A 21,924-nucleotide genomic window follows, 5' to 3' on the forward strand; every position below is an offset into this window, starting at 1 on the left:
CACAGATTGTCTGATAGAAAGTCACGAGCAGAAAAAACCTCTACAGGCTTGTAGCTCAGGTGGTTAGAGCGCACCCCTGATAAGGGTGAGGTCGGTGGTTCAAGTCCACTCAGGCCTACCAACTTCGCACTCATGCTGCGTTATGTCTCCGGCTCGCATAGTTCACTATGCTTCGCGGAAACACGCCTTGCCTGAGCACGAAGTGCATTTCTCATGAAGTGCACGCAGTTGAGTGGTGGTAGTGGTCTCTGCAGTAACTGTATGGGGCTATAGCTCAGCTGGGAGAGCGCCTGCCTTGCACGCAGGAGGTCAGCGGTTCGATCCCGCTTAGCTCCACCATACTTGCTGTTTTTTCTGACAATACTTCAGAGCGTACCGGCGACGGTGTGCTGCGAAGTATTATGCTCTTTAACAATCCGGAACAAGCTGAAAATTTGAAACGACGCACGTCGTGTTCCTCCGTAATAAGGAACACAGCACGATGCGTTCGGGTCTCTCAAAAGCTCATAACACGCAAGCGCAAAACGCCTGTGGGTTGTGAGGTTAAGCGACCAAGCGTACACGGTGGATGCCCTGGCAGTCAGAGGCGATGAAGGGCGTGCTAATCTGCGATAAGCGCCGGTAAGGTGATATGAACCGCTACAACCGGCGATACCCGAATGGGGAAACCCAGTGTGACTCGTCACACTATCATGCAGTGAATCCATAGCGGCATGAGGCGAACCGGGGGAACTGAAACATCTAAGTACCCCGAGGAAAAGAAATCAACCGAGATTCCCCCAGTAGCGGCGAGCGAACGGGGAGGAGCCCAGAACCTGCATCAGCTTGTGCATCAGTGGAAGCGTCTGGAAAGTCGCAGGGTACAGGGTGATACTCCCGTACACAAAGGTGCACAGGCTGTGAGTTCGATGAGTAAGGCGGGACACGTGGTATCCTGTCTGAATATGGGGGGACCATCCTCCAAGGCTAAATACTCCTGACTGACCGATAGTGAACCAGTACCGTGAGGGAAAGGCGAAAAGAACCCCGGCGAGGGGAGTGAAACAGAACCTGAAACCGTGTACGTACAAGCAGTGGGAGCACCTTCGTGGTGTGACTGCGTACCTTTTGTATAATGGGTCAGCGACTTATATTCTGTAGCAAGGTTAACCGTATAGGGGAGCCGCAGGGAAACCGAGTCTTAACTGGGCGTTAAGTTGCAGGGTATAGACCCGAAACCCGGTGATCTAGCCATGGGCAGGTTGAAGGTTGGGTAACACTAACTGGAGGACCGAACCGACTAATGTTGAAAAATTAGCGGATGACCTGTGGCTGGGGGTGAAAGGCCAATCAAACCGGGAGATAGCTGGTTCTCCCCGAAAGCTATTTAGGTAGCGCCTCGTGAATTCATCTCCGGGGGTAGAGCACTGTTTCGGCTAGGGGGCCATCCCGGCTTACCAACCCGATGCAAACTGCGAATACCGGAGAATGTTATCACGGGAGACACACGGCGGGTGCTAACGTCCGTCGTGAAGAGGGAAACAACCCAGACCGCCAGCTAAGGTCCCAAAGTCATGGTTAAGTGGGAAACGATGTGGGAAGGCACAGACAGCCAGGATGTTGGCTTAGAAGCAGCCATCATTTAAAGAAAGCGTAATAGCTCACTGGTCGAGTCGGCCTGCGCGGAAGATGTAACGGGGCTAAACCATGCACCGAAGCTGCGGCAGCGACGCGCAAGCGTTGCTGGGTAGGGGAGCGTTCTGTAAGCCGTCGAAGGTGTGCTGTGAGGCATGCTGGAGGTATCAGAAGTGCGAATGCTGACATAAGTAACGATAAACAAGGTGAAAAACCTTGTCGCCGGAAGACCAAGGGTTCCTGTTCAACGTTAATCGGAGCAGGGTGAGTCGACCCCTAAGGCGAGGCCGAAAGGCGTAGTCGATGGGAAACAGGTTAATATTCCTGTACTTGGTGTTACTGCGAAGGGGGGACGGAGAAGGCTATATCGGCCGGGCGACGGTTGTCCCGGTTTAAGCGTGTAGGTGTGTGTGCCAGGCAAATCCGGTGCACTTTACACTGAGGCGTGACGACGAGGCACTACGGTGCTGAAGTGATAAATGCCCTGCTTCCAGGAAAAGCCTCTAAGCATCAGGTAACACGAAATCGTACCCCAAACCGACACAGGTGGTCAGGTAGAGAATACCCAGGCGCTTGAGAGAACTCGGGTGAAGGAACTAGGCAAAATGGTGCCGTAACTTCGGGAGAAGGCACGCTGGCGCGTAGGTGAGGGGACTTGCTCCCGGAGCCGAGGCCAGTCGAAGATACCAGCTGGCTGCAACTGTTTATTAAAAACACAGCACTGTGCAAACACGAAAGTGGACGTATACGGTGTGACGCCTGCCCGGTGCCGGAAGGTTAATTGATGGGGTTATCCGTAAGGAGAAGCTCTTGATCGAAGCCCCGGTAAACGGCGGCCGTAACTATAACGGTCCTAAGGTAGCGAAATTCCTTGTCGGGTAAGTTCCGACCTGCACGAATGGCGTAATGATGGCCAGGCTGTCTCCACCCGAGACTCAGTGAAATTGAAATCGCTGTGAAGATGCAGTGTACCCGCGGCAAGACGGAAAGACCCCGTGAACCTTTACTACAGCTTGACACTGAACACTGAGCCTTGATGTGTAGGATAGGTGGGAGGCTTTGAAGCGTGGACGCCAGTCTGCGTGGAGCCGTCCTTGAAATACCACCCTTTAATGTTTGGTGTTCTAACGTGGGCCCGTAATCCGGGCTGCGGACAGTGTCTGGTGGGTAGTTTGACTGGGGCGGTCTCCTCCCAAAGCGTAACGGAGGAGCACGAAGGTTGGCTAATCCTGGTCGGACATCAGGAGGTTAGTGCAATGGCATAAGCCAGCTTGACTGCGAGAGTGACGGCTCGAGCAGGTGCGAAAGCAGGTCATAGTGATCCGGTGGTTCTGAATGGAAGGGCCATCGCTCAACGGATAAAAGGTACTCCGGGGATAACAGGCTGATACCGCCCAAGAGTTCATATCGACGGCGGTGTTTGGCACCTCGATGTCGGCTCATCACATCCTGGGGCTGAAGTAGGTCCCAAGGGTACGGCTGTTCGCCGTTTAAAGTGGTACGCGAGCTGGGTTTAGAACGTCGTGAGACAGTTCGGTCCCTATCTGCCGTGGGCGCTGGAGAATTGAGGGGGGTTGCTCCTAGTACGAGAGGACCGGAGTGAACGCACCGCTGGTGTCCGGGTTGTCACGCCAGTGGCACTGCCCGGTAGCTAAGTGCGGAAAAGATAAGTGCTGAAAGCATCTAAGCACGAAACTTGCCCCGAGATGAGTTCTCCCTGAGGCTTCGGGCCTCCTGAAGGGACGTTGAAGACGACGACGTTGATAGGCCGGGTGTGTAAGCGCAGCGATGCGTTGAGCTTACCGGTACTAATGACCCGTGAGGCTTAACCTTACAACGCCAGAGGCGTTTTGGTTGAGAGACAGAAAGAATTTTCAGCCTTGTTTACCGGATAAGAATATGGTTCTGTTCTGCGGACGTGAGTCCGGAGGATTTTGCGCTGAGGCAAGGCGGCAACCGAGACGATGTGAAGGAGCATACTGAAGTATGTGACTGAGCAGCGCGAGGGCGCCAACGCGGCATCAGCCCAAAAGACACAGGACAGGGCAGCAAGAATTTGCCTGGCGGCTGTAGCGCGGTGGTCCCACCTGACCCCATGCCGAACTCAGAAGTGAAACGCCGTAGCGCCGATGGTAGTGTGGGGTCTCCCCATGCGAGAGTAGGGAACTGCCAGGCATCAATCAGGTGAAGAAGCCCCGTACGGAAGTACGGGGCTTTTCTACGTCCGCAAATCATGGTTCAGCAGCCAGCCGGGCAGAATCTTATGGCCGTTTAAAGCCTCTTGAGCCCGATATCCTACGCTGCTGTTTGCACTGAACCGGCTGGCAAGACTCCTTCCATCGTCGCCTGGTACCGTTTCTTTGTATAAATTCTCCAGGCCTGCCATCCTGGGTCAGAAAGTAAACCGTACCCTCAGACCGGCAGGGGATGGCTTTTCTTCACTTCCCTGAGCGAAATCGAAGAATTAATGCTCAGGATCCCCGGCAGCTTGCGCAGTTCCTTTTCAATAAACAGGCTGTAATGATCTAAATCCCGCGCAACCACCTGCAAAAGGAAGTCGGCCTCGCCAGTGATATTGTGGCATGACAGGACATAAGGATTCGCATTGATCCGCTCTTCAAAGTCTCGTGTTGCCGCCTCACTGTGTTGGCTGCAGACCAGACGCACGAATGCCATCACGCCAAACCCCATCTTTCGACGATTCACTACCGCCTGATAACCTTCAATGAAGGCTTCGTCCTCAAGCCGCTTCAGGCGCCGCCATGTTGACGCCGGGCTCATATCCAAATCCTGAGACAGCTTAAGACTCGATACTCTGCCGTCCTTTTGCAGATAGCGCAGTAACGCCACATCTTTCTTATCAAGAATACTCACTGAAATATCCACTCAGCCTTACTATCGTTAATGAAAGATAATTTCATAAACCATGATCCGCCTGCAATACACGAAAAGTAATTTCACGGCCCGTCAGTATACTTTTAGTAAACCATACATGAGGGTTTACTGATGAAAGCGGTCATATACGAATCATTTCTGTCCCCGCCTGTCCTGAAAACGCTGCCGGATCCCACACCGGAACCCCATGGCGTTGTGATTCGGGTTAAAGCAACTGGGGTTTGCCGAAGCGACTGGCATGGCTGGGTCGGCCACGATCCTGATATCCCGTTACCCCACGTGCCGGGGCATGAATTCGCCGGCACGATTGAAGCGGTCGGCAGCGCGGTGACGAAATGGCGCCCGGGCGATAATGTCACCGTGCCCTTTGTCTCGGGATGCGGTTTATGCCATGAGTGCCATTCAGGCAATCAACAGGTCTGCGATCATCAGTTTCAGCCAGGCTTTACCCACTGGGGATCCTTCGCAGAATATGTCGCCATACAGCAGGCGGATCTGAACCTCATTGCTCTACCGGATACGCTGAATTTCACCACTGCGGCCAGTCTGGGATGTCGCTTCATCACCTCTTTCAGGGCCGTTGTTGATCAGGGGAAAACGTCCGCAGGGCAGTGGCTTGCTGTGCACGGCTGTGGTGGCGTAGGCCTTTCCGCCATCATGATTGCCAATGCACTTGGCGCCAATGTCATAGCGGTGGATATCTCGGATGAAAAGCTGCAACTGGCGCGTGAGCTGGGCGCTGTTGCCATCGTAAATGCCACGCAGGTCGCCGACGTAGCGGAAGCGGTCAGAGAGTTCACCCACGGCGGGGCGCACGTTTCAATCGATGCGCTGGGTCATACGGCAACCTGTGTCAACGCTATCAACTCATTACGAAAAAGAGGCAGGCACGTTCAGGTTGGCCTGATGGCAGGTGAACACAGCGCACCGCCCATTCCTATGGCGCGGGTCATAGCTAATGAACTGGAAATTATTGGCAGCCACGGCATGCAGGCCCATCGCTATGATGTGATGATGAACATGATTCATGCGGGAAAACTTTGTCCGGAAAAACTGATCGGCAGAACCATTAACCTGGAGCAATCCATAGAGGCGTTAATGAATATGGATAAGTTTGAATCGCCCGGTGTTACGGTGATCACCGCATTTTAACGGTCTTCCTGTGCGCATGTCAGTGCTTCCAGGTTGTCATCGTGAGGCGCTGACGCGGCGTTATCGGTAAATGCCGCCTGATATATCACGCAATGATTTCAGTAAATTAGCAACACAGGTCACATTTTATAGGCTCGGGGCAACACCTCTTTCCGTTTTATTGCCGTCCATGCTTTACTCAACGCTTTAACGCTGCTTATCAGCAAGGAGCCGAGGCATAGCATGTCAGACATGAACAGCACTCCCCACACGCAGGCGATCGACAGAAAAAAACGTATCTGGGCCATCGTAGGCGCGTCCTCAGGTAATCTCGTCGAATGGTTCGACTTTTATGTGTACTCGTTTTTCTCACTCTACTTTGCCCATATTTTCTTCCCCCAGGGCGACACCACAACCCAACTGTTGCAAACCGCGGGCGTCTTTGCGGCGGGCTTCTTAATGCGGCCGATTGGTGGCTGGTTATTTGGCTACATTGGCGACCGCCACGGTCGCAAAAAATCCATGCTGATCTCGGTCTGCATGATGTGTTTCGGATCGCTGGTGATCGCCTGCCTGCCGGGCTACGAAAGTATTGGCATCGCCGCGCCCGCACTGCTTTTACTGGCGCGTATGTTTCAGGGACTGTCAGTAGGCGGTGAATACGGCACAAGCGCCACCTATATGAGTGAAGTCGCGCTGGAAGGACGAAAAGGGTTTTATGCCTCATTCCAGTATGTCACCTTAATCGGCGGCCAACTGGCTGCGGTACTGACGGTCGTGGTGCTGCAGTTTCTGTTAACCGATCATGAGCTACGAACCTGGGGCTGGCGTATCCCGTTCTTTTTAGGCGCCGCTCTGGCTGTCGTCGCGTTATGGCTGCGCCGCTCGCTGGATGAGACCTCGGATAAAAAAAACCGTGAACACCGCGATGCGGGCAGCGTCATCGGCTTATTGCGAAATCATACTAAGCCGTTTCTGATGGTACTGGGCTTTACCGCGGGCGGATCGCTGAGTTTCTATACCTTTACCACCTATATGCAAAAGTACCTGGTCAATACGTCAGGCATGGATGCGAAAACGGCCAGCGGATTAATGACCGGCGCGTTACTGGTTTATATGCTGCTGCAGCCGATTATCGGTGGTTTGTCGGATAAAATCGGCCGCCGCACGTCCATGATGGTCTTCGGGGCTGGGGCAGCAATCTGTACTGTGCCCATCCTGACACTTTTGCAAAACGTTCAGAGTCCGGGCATGGCATTTGTTCTGATTATGCTGGCGCTGCTGATCACCAGTTTTTACACCTCGATCAGTGGGATTTTAAAAGCAGAGATGTTTCCACCGCAGGTCAGGACGCTCGGTGTCGGGCTTTCCTATGCGGTGGCGAATGCCATTTTTGGTGGATCGGCAGAGTATGTTGCGTTGCTGATGAAACACCACGACATGGAAACCACGTTCTTCTGGTATGTTTCTGGGATGGGCGCACTGGCCTTCGTGGTAACGCTGTTGCTGCACCGGCAGGGTAAGGGCATGACGCTTTAATTGGTCAGCATGCCGCAGTCAGTCTGCGGCATGCTGAAACACTAGAGGATACGACTGATCAGGCGGTCAATACGGATACGACGCAGGCGTCGAATCAGTTTACGGACTTTAGCCGGGTAGTCAGCAATACTTTCCAGCTCACGGAAATGCTTAACCACAGTGGTATGTTGGCGGATCAGCATCAGTTCGTGCTGGCGCTGATCGGCCAGTTGCTGATGCGGATCGTGGATCAGTACCGCATTTTCCAGATCCAGCCGCCAGGCGCGCGGATTCAGGTTGTTGCCTGTAATAAGCTGCCATTCATCATCGACCCACATCCCTTTCAGGTGATAGCTGTTCTCACCCTCTTTCCATAAGCGCACGATCAGCTGTCCGTTACTGACGTAATACTGCAGGCGACTCAAAAAGCGACGCAGATTAATTTCGTAGAGATAGGGCAGTGCACCGATGATCTTGAACGGCTCATCGGGTGCAATATAGAAGTCATTCGCCGTCTTATCACCCACAATGATCTCGACATCTTTGCCCTGACGTAACAGGGCAATGATATTGCGCACCAGCAAGGCGGGCAGGTTGAAATAGGGGGTGCAGATAGTGAGTTTTTTCTCTGCGCAGGGCATCAGATGGAAAATGGTCTTGTTCAGCAGGCTGTGTTTGCCTAAGCCTACTAAAGGCGTTACGGCCAGTTCATCGTTGCCAGCGTTGCCTTCAAACTGATAGTTAAAACCGCGCAGGTCCTGACGAAACTGCCGGGTTTCGTTTTTAATTTCCGGGCTGGAAGGCCGCTCTGCATAGTCCAGACGATTCACCGCCTCCGCCTCTTTCAAATGGTGATTAATCCATTCGAACATGGTGTCAGCCAGGGCGGGGTTACGGATGAGCTGATAGCGGTCGTAGCGGTATTTATCATGCTGGTGCAGGTAGACGTCATTAATGCTGGCACCGCTGTAAAGCAGCATGTCATCAATGATGAAACCTTTCAGGTGCAGTACGCCCAGCGCTTCACGCGTATTCACCGGGATGCCGTACACCGGAATCACGCTGTCGGGATGTTGCTGGGCCATCTCACAATACCAGTCGGCGTTAGTGACGCCGCGCGCGGCACCAATGCGCCCGCGCTGGGCGCGGTGCCAGTCAACTAAAATACTGATATCCAGCTGTGGACGCGCGATTTTTGCCGCATAGAGTGCGTTCATGACGGCGCGGCCCGCATCGTCATTTTCCAGATAAAGGGCGACGATACAAATGCGCGATTGCGCTGACGCAATCTTTTCCAAAAGCGTCTCACGGAATTCGCCAGGCGAATAAAGCGTCGACACATCCGCAACAGATTGTGACAGTTTAGGCAGCTGTGCGAGGTGTTGTTGGTGTTTATTGCGCTTAAATTTAGACAACATCACAGTGCACTTCTTCTCGGTTCATTGTATGGCCTTTTGCCACCAAATCAGGGTCATAACGCTAAATAATAACATCAACCCGGGCTGACCGGGCGATTTTTACTTTTCTGTACACGGTAAATTGACATTATCCTGTAACAAAAGCTTAAGGCTGACGATACCATCGTCCATCTGCACATCCACGTTAAAATTGAGTTTTTTCGCCAGCGTGACCATGCCACGGTTGCCCGGCATGGTGATGCCGTTCAGTTGTTGCAGGCCATGGGCGCGGGTGTAACGAATCATTTTTTCGAGTAACCGTCGCCCCATTCCCAGACCTTTCAGATCGGAACGTACCAGCACGGAGAACTCTGCATCAATGTTGTCGGCATCCGAAATGGCGCGGGTGACGCCGATGATCTCCGGCTGTCCCTGGTGCTGACGCACCGCGACGATCGCCATTTCCCGGTCATAGTCGATCTGCGTCATATTGGCCAGATCGTCATGTGTGAATTCGTTAATTTCGCTGAAATAGCGGTAGTAGAGATCTTCTTTGGTTACCTGACTGATGAAGTCACGCAGCAGCGGTTCATCTTCGGGTAAGATTGGGCGGAACAGGCAATGCTGACCATCTTTCAGCTCCACCTCCTCTTCCAGGTGCTGAGGATAAGGACGAATCGCCAGGCGGGTTTCGCTGTCACCGTCAAAGGGGGCCAACGCCAGGGTGACGTCCAGCAGCGTGAAATCACTGCCCGCCGCCAACAGCGGATGAATATCCAGGCGCGCTATTTCCGGGCAATCCACCACCAGGTTAGACACCTGTACCAGTAACTGGCTCAGCGCGGCAACATCAAGAGGGATGAGCGCACTGCGGCTGCGGATCTTACCGCCTTTTATCGCCTGTATGACCAGATAGCGCGCCAGCGTCATATTGAGCGGCGGCAACGCTACGGCAGCCTGTTTCTCAGCCTGCCATTCCACGCCACCTTCACCCAGCATGATGATCGGGCCAAACAGCGGATCCTGTTCCACGACGATGCGCAGCTCCTGTGCTCCGGCACGATTTGCCATGCTCTGCACGACCAGCCCTTCGATTCGGGCGCTGGGTAACGTCTGTTTTACGCGGTCAATAATGGCGTCTGCCGCGCGCCGCACTTCAGCAGCATTGCGCAGATACAGCATCACGCCCTGAACGTCGGATTTATGCGCCACGTCCGGGGAGCGCAGTTTTAGCGCAACCGGGTAACCGATTTGTTCGGCAATGGTGACCGCATCATCGCTGTCTTTCGCAATCCAGGTGGGCAGAGTGGCCAGTCCGTAGGCTTTGAGCACCGGCTGCACCTCATGCGTATCCAGCGATAACACACCCTGATTTAATGCCTGAGATAAGATCTGGTGCGCCTGCGCACTGTCCTGAGTCAGACTGGCCGGCAGCGCGGGGGTTTCCCGCAGTAACTTCTGATTACGCCGGTATTCCACCTGGTGCATAAAGGCAGTAACGGTACCTTCCGGCGTGCGCCAGGTAGGAATGCCCGCCTGCGTAAAAGCCCGGCGCGCCGCCTGAGAAGAGTATTCCCCGCACCAGTTCGTCAACAGCGTAAGCTGTTTACCGCGCGGATGTTGTTGCACCAACTGAATAATTTTCTCTGCGGTTTCGGTGGCGGGGGCAACGGCACTGGGGGCATGAATCAGCATCAACGCATCTAAATCATGGCTGTCGAGCAGCACGCTAATACAGTCAAGATAACGCGCCGGTGTGGCATCGTCTTTTAAATCAAGCGGATTGCCATGTCCGACGCCCTCCGGCAGGAAAGCATTGAGCTGCTGCACGGTCTCGTCGCTCAGCACGGCCAGCTTACCGTTGCGGGCATAGAGTTCATCCAGCGCCAGTGCGGCGGGCGCGGCACCATTGCTGACGATCATCAGGCGATGACCACGCGGCGGGCGCATATGGCTTAAGGATTCCACTGCGGTAAACAGCTCGTGGGTATCCTGTACCCGCAGTAACCCGGCGCGCTGAATGGCGGCATCCCAGGCGGCATCCAGACCACTGTGCGTTCCCAGCAACGCCTGTGCCTGACGGCTGCGCCCACTTTTGATGATCAGGATGGGCTTATTACGTGAGGCGCTTCGCGAAGCCGAGACAAAACGGCGTGCATCACTAAGATGTTCAAGATAAAGCAGAATCGCGCTGGTTTTGCCATCGCGGGCAAGAAAATCCAGCAGGTCATCCACGTCGGTATCCAAACTGTCTCCCAGCGCGATAAACCAGGAGAAGCCCAGGTTACGCTGCTGTGCCCAGTCGAGAATGGTATTAGAGACGGCAGATGACTGCGAAATAAACGCAATGCGGCCCTTAGCAATGGGTACGGGCGAAAAGCTGGCATTCAGTCCCTGCCACGGTGCCAGCAGGCCCAGACTGTTAGGGCCGAGCAGGCGGATCTGCCAGCGGCTGGCGCACTGTTTTAATTCGGGAAGCTGGCTGGTGGGCGCAGAAAGAATGATGCAGGCTTTACAGCCTTTCTCGCCAAGCTGCTGCAGCAGTTCCAGATTCCTTTTGTGATGGGTGCAAATCACCGCCAAATCCGGGGCGAAAGGCAAACTGTGAATATCAGGCCAGGCCAGCACGCCGCTTACGGCTTTGTATTTTGGCGTAACCGGCAACACCGGTCCGCTAAAGCCGCCGGCCAGCAGGTTGCGCATCATGAAATAGCCTGCGCGTCCCGGTTTGATCGAGGCGCCGATAACCGCAATGGATTTCGGCCTTAACAGCGCTTCCAGTCCGCGTTGACTCATCACGTACTCCATTCATCAGGATTTAGGTGATTGTAAACGTATTTGCCCCGTTTTACCGCCGGGCAGATCGCAGGCTGAAGAAGGGCGTACATCAGCGCGCCCGGGACACTATTCGTCACGCATGTACGTGACCGCTAACGTTATCGGTTCTGACCGGGATGGTGCGGTTTACCGGCCAGGTAAGCCTGGCGAAACTGCTCAAAATGCCGGGATAAAGCCTGCGCTGCGTCGCTGTCGCCCGCCTGTTGCAGTAATGCCGCTGCAATTTCTGCCGTACAGTGCTGGCCTTCGCCGTGTGCTTCACGCAGCGTGTAGCGGGAAGGGGACGTTACATTGAGCGACAGCACCGGGAAACGATCAAGCCAGGGGCTTTTGCGAAACATCTTCCGCGCCTCATTCCAGGTACCGTCCAGCATAATAAACAGCGGCGGTTTGCCCGACAGCGGCGGCGCGTGGAGAATCTCGCGACCGTCATCCGCATAGGAGGCAGGAAAAACCACCATCGGCTGATAAGCCCCATCGGCCACCGCCGCCAGTAACAGCGGATCGGGCTCCGTGCGTGACCAGCCAAAGGCCTGCGTATTTGGCAACACATCCGCAATCAACCGGCCGGTATTGCTTGGCTTCATCGGCTCGGTATCAAACATCACCAGGCAAAAGCGGCTCCGGGCGGACTGTGTAACGATGCTGTCGCACAGGCACTGTTTTTCCGGCAACAGACAGCCCTGACAGCGAAGCACACGATTTCCGCGGGCTAAAAAAGGACGCGTAGCACGGGCCAGACGTTGGCTGCGTAAACGTAAAACGGCGTTATCAGACATGATTCTTCAGGACAGGAAAAAGCGTAGTGTAATCGAAGCGTAGGACAAAAGGAAAAGGCCAGCAGATGCTGGCCTCAGGGACTTACAGGGATTCGTCGAGCCACTCATTAAAGGGGGCTTTCGGCATCGCGCCGTTCAGCACATCCACCATCTCGCCTTTTTTAAACACCATGATGGTCGGGATACTGCGAATGCGGAAACGGCTGCTCAGGGCGGGCTCGGCTTCGGTATTCACCTTCAGAAAGCGAACCTTACCGCTACGCTCCTGCGCGACGTCTTTATAAACGGGCGCAAAGTTGACACAAGGGCCGCACCAGGGTGCCCAAAAATCCACGACGACAGGCAGGTCATCCTGCAGATAGCTGTCCAGCGTGGCGGCAGTGGCGTTGATCACGTCACCCGAAAACAGGCTTTCGCCACAACGACCACATTTGGCACCATCGGCAAGCCGTTCTTCGGGAACGCGATTGGTTGCCTGACAAGACGTGCATACCGTATTCATAAAAAACCTCTGATAATGATGTAGAGCGCTTTGCTCAATATTGTCCATTATGAAAGGGTGATAAGATCCGCTCAATGTGGATTGCTCTATAGGTTCAATAGTTGATAGCTAAGCGCAGTCACATCAGGTAATCTTCGCGCTCTCAATGCAGGAGGAAGAAATGAACGACGAATTTAAAGGCAAAAGTGGTAAGGTCAAAGTCATGTATGTGCGTGGCGAAGATGAGCAAAGCGCGCGTGCGCCCAATCCTCGTACAGGCAAAGGTGGCCGTCCTGCTGCTCGCCGTGAAGACACTCGTCGTTCATCCGGCCCACGTACTGAGCGCAGTGAAGAAGGCGGACGCAGTACAGGTCGTCGCAGCGACAGCGCGCCACGCCGCAATGACAGTGCACCTCGCCGCAACGATCGCAGCAGCGATAACCGCGACGCTTACGGCAGCAGTGATTCGCCCTGGCGCACCGTTTCCCGTGCACCGGTCGATGAGCCCAAATCGGATAACCCGGGCATCAGCGGTAAAGGTGTCGTGGACGTAGAGCAGATCCGCCGCCAGCGCCTGGAAGAAACCCGGGTTTATGGCGAAAACGCCTGTCAGGCGCTGTTCCAGAGCCGTCCCGAAAGCATCGTGCGTGCCTGGTTTGTGCAGAGCGTTACGCCGCGTTTTCGCGACGCGCTGCGCTGGCTGGCAGCGAACCGTAAAGCCTACCACGTGGTAGATGACGCTGAGATCACCAAAGCCTCCGGCACCGAACACCATGGCGGCGTGTGCTTCCTGATTAAAAAGCGCATGGGCATGGATGTGGCCGCGTGGCTGGAGAAGGCCGAAAGCAAAGACTGCGTGCTGGCCCTTGAAGATGTCAGTAACCCACATAACCTTGGCGCTATCATGCGTAGCTGTGCACATTTCGGTGTGAAAGGGCTGCTGGTGAATGATGCCTCGTTGCTGGAATCCGGCGCGGCAGTTCGTACCGCGGAAGGCGGGGCGGAACACGTTCAGGCCATCAGCGGCACAACCTTTACGCAAGGCCTCGACGCGTTCCGTAAAGCGGGTTACACCATCGTAACCACATCCAGCCATCAGGGTACGCCGCTGTCTGAAGCCGAGCTGCCTGCCAAAATGGTCCTGGTGTTAGGGCAGGAACGTGAAGGCTTGTCCGACAGCACGTTCCAGCAGGGCGATATGAGCCTGTCAATTGGCGGCACCGGTAATGTGGAAAGTCTGAATGTGTCGGTCGCGACCGGTGTGCTGTTAGCCGAATGGTGGCGTCAGAACGCATAATCTGTGCGAGCAAAACGATGGCGCGGCCAAGGCGCCATCATGCTCTATGCCGTTCGTTACCGCGCTTTACTCTCCCTCAGGCTTTGATCGCTGATAATGCGCATCCATCTCATCAAGTACCTGTTGATTCTCCAGTCCCCATTGATAAAGCTGTTCCACCGGTTCTGCAAAGGTTCTGCCCAGCGCCGTTAACTGATATTCCACTTTAGGCGGCACCACGTCATAAACATGGCGGGAAATTAGTCCGCGTTGCTCCAGCTCTTTTAGCGTCTGAAACAACATCTTTTTCGATATTCCCTGCAGGCTTCGCTGCAGTTCCCCCGTGCGTGCGCGGCCGCCAGGCCAGTGAAACAGTGCGTGCAGCACCATTGTGATCCACTTCACCGAAAACAGATCCATCAGGCGGCGCGGTGGCGAATCCACATAAAAAACCAGTTTTCCGTCAACCCAGGCTGGCATAGTGTCCTTCCTTTCTATGGTCACCAAAAGGTGACTACTATCAATAATGAACCCATTTGAGTAGAGTTTGCCGCCTTCCGTTAAATAACGCCAGATACGATGAGAGGCACAATGAAAATCAATGCACTGATCGCCCACGATGCGACACAACCCCTGACGTCCGGCCAGATAGCGCTGCGTCCGCTTCAGCCCAGTGATGTCAGAATCGAAATTCTTTACTGTGGCGTTTGCCACTCCGATTTGCACATGGCCCGCAATGAGTGGGCGGTGAGCCACTATCCATTAGTACCCGGTCATGAAATTGTGGGCCGGGTTATTGAAACCGGCGGAAAGGCCAGCCGTTTTGCCCCCGGCGATCTTGTCGGTGTGGGCGTGATGGTGGATGCCTGCCGCACCTGTCGTTTTTGTCAGCAGCAGGAAGAGCAGTATTGCGAAGCCGGCTTCACCGCGACCTATAACGGCACAGATAAATATACCGGGGAGCGCACCCGGGGCGGTTATGCGGAACACGTTGTCGTCGATCAGGATTTTGTCGTATCGGTTCCTTCGCACTTGCCGCTGGCAGGCGTGGCCCCGCTATTGTGTGCGGGCGTCACTGTGTGGTCACCGCTCCGTCACTTTGATGTCAAAGCGGGCGACAAGGTTGGCGTCATTGGCCTGGGTGGGCTGGGGCACATGGCGGTAAAACTGGCGAGCGCACTGGGTGCGGACGTCACGCTGTTCACCACCTCTCCCGACAAAGCGGAAGATGCGCGCCGACTTGGTGCCCGTCATGTCGTGGTATCACGCCATGCAGCAGAGATGCAGGCCAGTCAGCAGTCGCTGGATCTGATCGTGGACTGCGTTGCCGCGCCTCACGATCTGGATCCCTATCTGGCCACGCTTAAAACCAATGGCCGTCTGGTGCTGGTGGGCATTCCCGACAGCCCGCACGCCTCACCGGATATCACGCCTATGGTATTCCGCCGTTTAAGCATCAGCGGCTCTTCTATTGGCAGCATCAAAGAAACGCAGGACATGCTGGACTTCTGCGGTGAGAACAATATTACGGCTGACATTGAATTGATTCGCGGAGAGCAGACAGAAGAGGCATTTGCGCGGATGCTGAAAGGGGAGGTGAAATACCGGTTCGTGATTGATATAAAAGCGACGCGTTGGTAAGGACGTTCTGGCGTACCGGGCAGGTACGCCAGAACCGGCGAAGACAGTGCGGCAGCCGCTAGTGCGCGCCGCCGCCTCCGCCGCCTGCGCCGAACGGTGGACGGGCAAACCAGATCAGGACCAGCAAGACGAGGAACACGCCCGCCGAGGCCCAGAAAATCTCATTGGCAGAGATAATCAGCCCCTGATTGGTGATCTGCTGGGCGATGTAGGCCGATGCCTGCTGATGCGACATGCCCATCCCTTCAAGCTGGCTGTACATCTGCTGCGCATTGATGTTGTACGGCGTCACCGATTCGGTGAGGTTGCTGTGGTGCATTGCCTCACGATCCGTCCACATTGTCGTGGTAATGGAAGTGCCAATCGAGCCCGCCAGCGTACGCACAAAGTTAGACAGGCTGGATGCCGCGGCCATGCGCTCCGGTGGCAGACCGGAAAGCGTGATTGTCGTCAATGGCATAAAGAAGCAGGCCACCGCGAAGCCCTGAATAAACTGAGGCCAGGCGGAGGCCGCAAAGTCCATCTCGGGCTCAAAGGTGTAAGCTCGCCAGTAAAAACAAATGGCATACATAATGAAGCTAAACGTTACCAGTTGCCGCATGTCTATCTTATGCGAGAAACGCCCAATAATCGGCGACAGGATAACCGGGATAATCCCCACCGGTGCCGACGCCAGCCCGGCCCAGGTTGCGGTATAGCCGTAGACCTCCTGCAACAACTGCGGCAACAGGACAATCGAGCCAAAATAGAGCATGTAGGCCAGGCTAATCGACAAACAGCCTATGGTGAAATTACGCGATTTGAACAGCGACAGATCGACTATCGGATGCTCATCCGTCAACTCCCATATCAGCAACATCACGAGCGCCACCACGGCAACAATGGTCAGAACGATGATTTCCGTCGAACTAAACCAGTCCAGCTCTTTACCCCGATCCAGCATGACCTGCAGCGAACCGACTCCGACAATCAGCAGGACCAGCCCGACGGTATCGATCGGTCGAATCTGTGTCTGGGTTTCACGACCACGCAGGGTTTGCAGCGTCAGCATAATGACGACAACCCCGATAGGGACGTTGATAAAGAAGATCCAGCCCCAGTGGTAGTTATCGCTGATCCAGCCGCCGAGGATCGGTCCACATATCGGGGCCACGATCACCGTCATCGCCCAGAGCGACAGGGCGATACTGCGCTTGGCCGGGGGATAGTTGTTCAGCAACAGGCTTTGCGACAGCGGAATCAACGGACCGGCCACGATCCCCTGAATGACGCGGAAGAAAATCAGCATCTCCAGGCTTTCTGACATACCGCAGGCCCAGGAGGCCAGCGCAAACAGGATAGTGGACCAGGTAAAGAGTTTGACTTCACCGATGCGCCTGGCGAGCCAGCCGGTAATCGGAATCGAGATAGCATTGGCCACCCCGAATGAGGTGATGACCCAGGTTCCCTGGGAGTTGGACGCCCCCAGGTTACCGGCAATCGTCGGAATCGCAACGTTCGCAATGGTAGAGTCCAGAACCTGCATGAACGTCGCCAGCGATAACGCAATGGTCATTAAGACCAGCGGCATCCCTTTAAGCGGTGTTTGTGCCATTACAGCCTCCGGCTCATCATCCGGCGTTCGCGTGGACGATATCGGTGATCAGCGTATTAACCGGTGCCAGGTCAATGGCCAGCGCGTTAGTGCTGTAAGCTGCCTGCTGACGTACGCTGGTTGCCAGTACGCTACCGTCTTTATTGTCGGTATCAATTTTGACCAACGTTGACAGGCCAATACGCAGTGGGTGCTTCGCGACTTCGTCCTGGTTCAGCTCAATGCGCACTGGCAGGCGCTGAACGACTTTAATCCAGTTGCCCGTGGCGTTCTGTGCAGGTAACAGGGAAAACGCGCTGCCTGTGCCCATATCCAGCCCCACCACTTTGCCGTGATAGACCACATCGTCGCCGTAGATATCTGCCACAACGGTGGCCGGTTGACCAATACGCACGCCTGCCAGTTGGGTTTCTTTAAAGTTTGCATCCACCCACAAATCCGTCGCCGGGACGACAGCCATCAGCGGGGTACTGGTGCTGATTTGCGATCCGACCTGGACGCTACGACGCGAGACATAACCGTCCATCGGGCTGCGAATGTCGGTACGTTGCAGCGCCAGCCAGGCGTCACGCAGCTGCGCGGCGCTCTGTTTTACGGCAGGCTGGTTTTCCAGTGAGGTGTTCAGGATCATCGCCTGGTTGGCGTTGTATTGCTGAATCGCCACATCCAGCTCTGCTTTCGCGGAGGCCACGGCATCGCGCGCATGTTGCAGTTCTTCACGGCCAATCAGGTTGGACGCACCCAACGGTTCGCGGCGTTTCAGATCGGCCTGCGCCTGATCCAACGCCGTCTGACGGAGTGCAATGGTGGCCTGATACTGTTTCGCATTAATCATCTGTTGGTGCACCTGACGAACGCTGGTAGCCAGCTCCGTCTGCGCTTTTTCAAAGGCCTGCTGTGCGTCAGTTTTATCCAGCGACACCAGCACATCCCCTTTTTTGACATAGTCCGTATCGTCAAACCAGACTTTGTTCACGCTGCCTGATACCTGGGCCATGATCTGCACCTGATTACCCGCAACATAGGCATCATCCGTTTCCTGAAAATGACGCAACACTAAAAACCAGTATACGCCCCACGCAATGCCGAGCAGTACGACCACCAGCGCCAGTAAAATCAGTGCGCCTTTGCGCTTTTTCTTTTTGTTGTTCACAGGCTGATGCGGGCTTTGCGCCTCTGATGCACTCATGTATTTCTCCACGTTTTCCACTATGTCGGCGAGGTCAAGTCCGTTTTCGCCTTCGCCCGAGCCAAAAAAGCCAGCGACTAAGCGCTGGCCGGATGAAAGAGGGTTAAAATAACGATTTCGTCAGGTGATTGTGTCGCAGATCTTGCTATTACCGTGATAACGAGGCAGACAGTTTGTCTTCTTCCATTTTATCCAGTCGGGTAAGCAACTTACGGGTGATGCTTTCGAGCTGCGACTTTTCGTCAGCGGTCAGAGCGGACCACAGATATTGCAGGCTCTGATGCTGCGGCGGCAGAACCTGCTGCAGGAAGGCATTACCTTTGTCGGTCAGATGCAGATGCAGACAGCGGCGATCCTGCGCACTTTCACGGCGCTCAATCCAGCCGCGTTTTTCCAGCTCATCAGCGATGCGCGTGGCGTTGGTACGTGATGAACCCAGCGCGGTACTCAGTTCAGAAGGCTGAATGCTCTGATCTTCCTGCGCATCCAGGGTCAGCAATGCCATAAACAGGGTTTCATTGATGCCCTGTTCTTTCAGCATTTTATTACGATTATCCAGCAGCTTACCTTGCATATGCATGCAGAGTCGCGTCAGAAGAATCTCCTGGAAGGGGAAATCCGCATGACGATTGGCGCGGATGTTTAACATTTGCTCAATGGGAGTAAACGAACTTTCCATTAGAAAAAACCTCACTAATTTCAACTTTTATAGTAACCACGGCGACAGCATGACTGTTGAGTCACCGGACACAGAAGCGGTGTTCTCGGGCTGTTCCACTGTGGTGATTCAAGATCTGTCCTTGACCCCAGGGTGAAGGTGGTGCGCATCGATATCACAGGCGTTGGTCGTAGAGCGAAACGGTACGACATCAAATGATTTCGAAAGAAAAAATAACCGACGTGAATAACTTTGGGGCCAACCATAGCAAACTCACACTCGGCTGAACAGGCTAAATCACACTATTCTGGCTATTCGGTTGCTCTAAGCGGTGATTCCTCCACCAGACAAGTAAATTCAGTAACGTCAGTGTTGCACCGGCTGCGCAAACCCCATGCCAGCCGCCCAGATGATAGGCATTGGCAGACAGCAGCGAACCCAACGCACCGCCGATAAAGTAGCTGGTCATATAGCCTGCATTCAGGCGGTTACGGGCATCAGGCTGACGCGCGTAAATCACGCTCTGATTGGTGATATGCACGCCCTGTACCGCCAGATCCAGCAGCAAAATGCCGATAATCAGAGCTGCAAGATGCTGCGTGCCCCAGGCGGTCACGCTCCATGACAGCAGCATAATCAGCAAGCCCATGCTGGTGGTCAGTTTCGCTTTACCTTTGTCCGCCATCGCCCCGGCTTTTCTGGCCGCCAGTGCGCCAGCGGCACCCACCAGCCCCAGTAAGCCGATCTCCCCTTCCGAATAACCGTAGGGCGCGGAAGAGAGCAGAAAGGCCATTGAGGTCCACAGGATGCTGAAATTGGCAAACGTCAGGCAACCGGTAAAGGCCCGGGTGCGCAGAACAGCGTCGGCCGCATACAGCCTGAAAATGGAAACCAGCAGCTGCGGATAATTTAACGAGACCGAGGGGGTAATACGCGGCAGCGCGCGCCATAGCGCCAGTGCCATCAACAGCATTAAGACGCTGGCGACCCAGTAGACGGTTTGCCAGCCGCCCAACTGAGCCAGGCCGCCCGCTACGGTGCGCGCCAGCAGAATACCCAACAGCAAGCCACTCATGACGGTGCCGGTCACTTTGCCCCGTGTTTCCGGGCGGGCCAGGGTGGCCGCCAGCGGTACCAGAATTTGCGCCGCGACAGAAAAGAGCCCGGTAAGTACCGTTCCCAGTAACAACACAGGAAAGGAGGAGGAAAGGGCAATGATCACCATACCAAGCGCCGCCAGCACCATCATGGCAACAATCAGTCCACGCCGTTCCAGCATATCGCCAAGTGGAACCAGCAACAGCAGACCGCAGGCATAGCCGAGTTGCGCGCTGGTCACGATAAACCCGGCGAATGCGACGGATAAGTGAAAGTGAAGGGCGATAGTATGCAGCAGAGGCTGAATATAATAATTACTGGCGACGCACAGTCCCGTGGCAACGGACATCAGTCCCACCAGCGCGGAAGATAAACCAGGGTGAGACGTTGTCATAGGTCGTCAGTAGCAAAGATGAATAATAATGTGGCGTTAATAATAACCTAAAAAATAATTTGATAGCTATGTTTATGTGATAGTCGGGTAACAGTAAAGATCGACAGCCGTTTACGTCGGGTTTGTTGGTCGCGATTTCTCGGGTTGTGGCAGGCACAGACTTATCCCTCTGTCAGATTGGATCCGGGTACGGCGTCCCGTTTTGGCGTCGGAATAAACGGGTTTCTCAACGCCATGCCAAAGGCAGCGCGTTGCTGAGAGCGGTCAGTGCGTGAGCAGTGATCTCAGTCTGGTTAACCCTGGCAACGGCGGCCAAATCGTTACCGTCATTTATTGTGGCGCGATCGGCACCCGTTCCGCGGACGGAGAGGGAAGGTTCAGCGCGCTGTGAAAATGCCGCGCGCCTGTCCCTCCGCTAAGGGGAAACGTGCCGTTGACAGCACGGCACACAACGTCTTAAAAATTCCAGTCTTCGTCTTCGGTTTCGACCGCTTTCCCCATCACGTAAGACGATCCTGAGCCCGAGAAGAAATCATGGTTCTCATCCGCATTGGGTGACAGTGCCGCCAGAATGGCCGGATTGACCTGCGTCAGCTCCGCCGGGAACAGAGCCTCGTAGCCCAGATTCATCAACGCCTTATTGGCGTTGTAATGCAGGAAGGTTTTCACCTCGTCTGCCCAGCCTGTTTCGCCGTACAGCGCTTCTGTATAGGCCACTTCATTTTCATACAGCGCCAGCAGCAGATCGATGGCGAACTGCTGTAAGGCTTCGCGGCGGCCCTCATCGACCTGCTCAAGCGCTTTCTGGTATTTATAGCCGATATAGTAGCCGTGTACCGCCTCATCGCGGATGATTAAACGAATCAGATCCGCCGTATTAGTCAGCTTGCCGCGGCTGGACCAGTACATCGGCAGCCAGAAGCCCGAATAAAACAGAAACGACTCCAGAAAGACGCTGGCGATTTTTTTCTTTAACGGATCGTCAGCGCGGTAATGGGTCAGGATAATCCCGGCTTTATTTTGCAGGGCCTGGTTCTCTTCGCTCCACTGGTACGCCGCATCCACATCGCTGGTATTGCATAAGGTCGAAAAAATCGAGCTGTAGGAGCGGGCATGCACCGCCTCCATAAAGCTGATATTCGACAGCACCGCCTCCTCATGCGGCGTCAGCGCGTCGGGCATTAACCCCGGTGCGCCCAGCACATTCTGAATGGTGTCCAGCAGCGTCAGGCCGGTAAAGACGCGAATGGTGAGCTGCTGTTGTGACTTGTCCAGCGTCTGCCAGGCCGGCAAATCATTGGATAGCGGGATTTTTTCCGGCAACCAGAAGTTGCTTGTCAGACGGTTCCAGACCTCAAGATCTTTCTCATCCTGAATCCGGTTCCAGTTAATCGCGTGAATATGTCGAAGTTGCATAACAG

General features: G+C 54.8%; 15 protein-coding genes, 2 tRNA genes and 2 rRNA genes. 8 read left to right on the forward strand and 11 right to left on the reverse strand.

Going from position 1 to position 21,924, the window contains the following annotated elements:
* Positions 1-44 precede the first annotated feature (44 nt).
* From C1N59_RS04925 to rrf, 4 genes are all read left to right on the forward strand, one after another.
* A tRNA-Ile gene (locus C1N59_RS04925) sits at positions 45-121 on the forward strand.
* A 142-nt stretch (positions 122-263) separates the two neighbouring features.
* Positions 264-339: transfer RNA gene (locus tag C1N59_RS04930), tRNA-Ala, on the forward strand.
* 202 nt (positions 340-541) lie between these two features.
* Positions 542-3,447: ribosomal RNA gene (locus C1N59_RS04935) — 23S ribosomal RNA — on the forward strand.
* 226 nt (positions 3,448-3,673) lie between these two features.
* Positions 3,674-3,789 (forward strand): 5S ribosomal RNA (rrf, locus tag C1N59_RS04940).
* A gap of 237 nt (positions 3,790-4,026) precedes the next feature.
* Here rrf and C1N59_RS04945 read toward each other — a convergent pair.
* Positions 4,027-4,488: an Lrp/AsnC family transcriptional regulator gene (locus C1N59_RS04945; protein WP_233255815.1), complete on the reverse strand. Its 462-nt coding sequence runs from the start codon at positions 4,486-4,488 to the stop codon at positions 4,027-4,029.
* Between the two features lie 132 nt (positions 4,489-4,620).
* Here C1N59_RS04945 and C1N59_RS04950 point away from each other — a divergent pair, with 132 nt between their 5' ends.
* Together C1N59_RS04950 and C1N59_RS04955 are read left to right on the forward strand one after the other, a co-directional pair.
* Positions 4,621-5,661, forward strand: coding sequence for a zinc-dependent alcohol dehydrogenase family protein (locus C1N59_RS04950; protein WP_058702295.1), 1,041 nt, complete (start codon positions 4,621-4,623; stop codon positions 5,659-5,661).
* Positions 5,662-5,883: 222 nt separating this feature from the next.
* On the forward strand, positions 5,884-7,179 hold the full coding sequence (locus tag C1N59_RS04955; protein ID WP_394550377.1) for an MFS family transporter: 1,296 nt from the start codon (positions 5,884-5,886) through the stop codon (positions 7,177-7,179).
* A gap of 41 nt (positions 7,180-7,220) precedes the next feature.
* Here the strand turns inward: C1N59_RS04955 and pssA are convergent, their stop codons facing one another.
* The 4 genes from pssA to trxC all read right to left on the reverse strand — a co-directional run bounded on the left by pssA (position 7,221) and on the right by trxC (position 12,674).
* The gene (gene pssA / locus C1N59_RS04960) at positions 7,221-8,576 is read right to left on the reverse strand and encodes a CDP-diacylglycerol--serine O-phosphatidyltransferase (protein ID WP_039340129.1); all 1,356 of its coding nucleotides are present in this window, start codon (positions 8,574-8,576) and stop codon (positions 7,221-7,223) included.
* Between the two features lie 99 nt (positions 8,577-8,675).
* Positions 8,676-11,351: a bifunctional acetate--CoA ligase family protein/GNAT family N-acetyltransferase gene (locus C1N59_RS04965; RefSeq protein WP_283785967.1), complete on the reverse strand. Its 2,676-nt coding sequence runs from the start codon at positions 11,349-11,351 to the stop codon at positions 8,676-8,678.
* 140 nt (positions 11,352-11,491) lie between these two features.
* On the reverse strand, positions 11,492-12,172 hold the full coding sequence (locus tag C1N59_RS04970) for a tRNA-uridine aminocarboxypropyltransferase (protein WP_054633257.1): 681 nt from the start codon (positions 12,170-12,172) through the stop codon (positions 11,492-11,494).
* An 82-nt stretch (positions 12,173-12,254) separates the two neighbouring features.
* Positions 12,255-12,674, reverse strand: a complete 420-nt coding sequence (gene trxC / locus C1N59_RS04975; RefSeq protein ID WP_039340125.1) for a thioredoxin TrxC — start codon at positions 12,672-12,674, stop codon at positions 12,255-12,257.
* A gap of 160 nt (positions 12,675-12,834) precedes the next feature.
* On the opposite strand from trxC, the gene C1N59_RS04980 reads away from it, so the two are divergent.
* Entirely contained in the window at positions 12,835-13,950 is a 1,116-nt protein-coding gene (locus C1N59_RS04980; protein WP_006120689.1) for a tRNA/rRNA methyltransferase, read from the forward strand.
* Positions 13,951-14,016: 66 nt separating this feature from the next.
* Here C1N59_RS04980 and C1N59_RS04985 read toward each other — a convergent pair whose 3' ends face one another.
* On the reverse strand, positions 14,017-14,409 hold the full coding sequence (locus C1N59_RS04985) for a winged helix-turn-helix transcriptional regulator (RefSeq protein WP_394550378.1): 393 nt from the start codon (positions 14,407-14,409) through the stop codon (positions 14,017-14,019).
* A 111-nt stretch (positions 14,410-14,520) separates the two neighbouring features.
* On the opposite strand from C1N59_RS04985, the gene C1N59_RS04990 reads away from it, so the two are divergent.
* Positions 14,521-15,570 carry an NAD(P)-dependent alcohol dehydrogenase gene (locus C1N59_RS04990; RefSeq protein WP_394550379.1) on the forward strand — a complete coding sequence of 350 codons (1,050 nt, stop codon included), beginning with the start codon at positions 14,521-14,523 and terminating at the stop codon, positions 15,568-15,570.
* A 58-nt stretch (positions 15,571-15,628) separates the two neighbouring features.
* Here the strand turns inward: C1N59_RS04990 and emrB are convergent, their stop codons facing one another.
* The 5 genes from emrB to nrdF form a co-directional block, all read right to left on the reverse strand.
* Entirely contained in the window at positions 15,629-17,164 is a 1,536-nt protein-coding gene (emrB, locus tag C1N59_RS04995) for a multidrug efflux MFS transporter permease subunit EmrB (RefSeq protein ID WP_039340119.1), read from the reverse strand.
* Between the two features lie 16 nt (positions 17,165-17,180).
* Positions 17,181-18,353 (reverse strand): multidrug efflux MFS transporter periplasmic adaptor subunit EmrA, encoded by a 1,173-nt coding sequence (gene emrA, locus C1N59_RS05000; protein ID WP_033739448.1) that lies wholly within the window; start codon positions 18,351-18,353, stop codon positions 17,181-17,183.
* 148 nt (positions 18,354-18,501) lie between these two features.
* Positions 18,502-19,032 (reverse strand): transcriptional repressor MprA, encoded by a 531-nt coding sequence (gene mprA, locus C1N59_RS05005; protein WP_033739447.1) that lies wholly within the window; start codon positions 19,030-19,032, stop codon positions 18,502-18,504.
* A gap of 271 nt (positions 19,033-19,303) precedes the next feature.
* A complete protein-coding gene (locus C1N59_RS05010; RefSeq protein WP_205958775.1) occupies positions 19,304-20,503 on the reverse strand; it encodes an MFS transporter in 1,200 nt (399 codons plus the stop codon).
* Between the two features lie 456 nt (positions 20,504-20,959).
* The gene (nrdF, locus tag C1N59_RS05015; protein WP_006120682.1) at positions 20,960-21,919 is read right to left on the reverse strand and encodes a class 1b ribonucleoside-diphosphate reductase subunit beta; all 960 of its coding nucleotides are present in this window, start codon (positions 21,917-21,919) and stop codon (positions 20,960-20,962) included.
* Between the last annotated feature and the right edge of the window lie 5 nt (positions 21,920-21,924).

This window comes from Pantoea sp. SGAir0183, from assembly GCF_043545505.1.

Bases quoted from the DNA above. Each gene is read 5' to 3' on its own strand.
- C1N59_RS04950 (WP_058702295.1), top strand. From the start codon at position 4,621: ATGAAAGCGGTCATATACGAATCATTTCTGTCCCCGCCTGTCCTGAAA.
- C1N59_RS04955 (WP_394550377.1), top strand. From the start codon at position 5,884: ATGTCAGACATGAACAGCACTCCCCACACGCAGGCGATCGACAGAAAA.
- pssA (WP_039340129.1), bottom strand. From the start codon at position 8,576: ATGTTGTCTAAATTTAAGCGCAATAAACACCAACAACACCTCGCACAG.
- C1N59_RS04965 (WP_283785967.1), bottom strand. From the start codon at position 11,351: ATGAGTCAACGCGGACTGGAAGCGCTGTTAAGGCCGAAATCCATTGCG.
- C1N59_RS04970 (WP_054633257.1), bottom strand. From the start codon at position 12,172: ATGTCTGATAACGCCGTTTTACGTTTACGCAGCCAACGTCTGGCCCGT.
- trxC (WP_039340125.1), bottom strand. From the start codon at position 12,674: ATGAATACGGTATGCACGTCTTGTCAGGCAACCAATCGCGTTCCCGAA.
- C1N59_RS04980 (WP_006120689.1), top strand. From the start codon at position 12,835: ATGAACGACGAATTTAAAGGCAAAAGTGGTAAGGTCAAAGTCATGTAT.
- C1N59_RS04985 (WP_394550378.1), bottom strand. From the start codon at position 14,409: ATGCCAGCCTGGGTTGACGGAAAACTGGTTTTTTATGTGGATTCGCCA.
- C1N59_RS04990 (WP_394550379.1), top strand. From the start codon at position 14,521: ATGAAAATCAATGCACTGATCGCCCACGATGCGACACAACCCCTGACG.
- emrB (WP_039340119.1), bottom strand. From the start codon at position 17,164: ATGGCACAAACACCGCTTAAAGGGATGCCGCTGGTCTTAATGACCATT.
- emrA (WP_033739448.1), bottom strand. From the start codon at position 18,353: ATGAGTGCATCAGAGGCGCAAAGCCCGCATCAGCCTGTGAACAACAAA.
- mprA (WP_033739447.1), bottom strand. From the start codon at position 19,032: ATGGAAAGTTCGTTTACTCCCATTGAGCAAATGTTAAACATCCGCGCC.
- C1N59_RS05010 (WP_205958775.1), bottom strand. From the start codon at position 20,503: ATGACAACGTCTCACCCTGGTTTATCTTCCGCGCTGGTGGGACTGATG.
- nrdF (WP_006120682.1), bottom strand. From the start codon at position 21,919: ATGCAACTTCGACATATTCACGCGATTAACTGGAACCGGATTCAGGAT.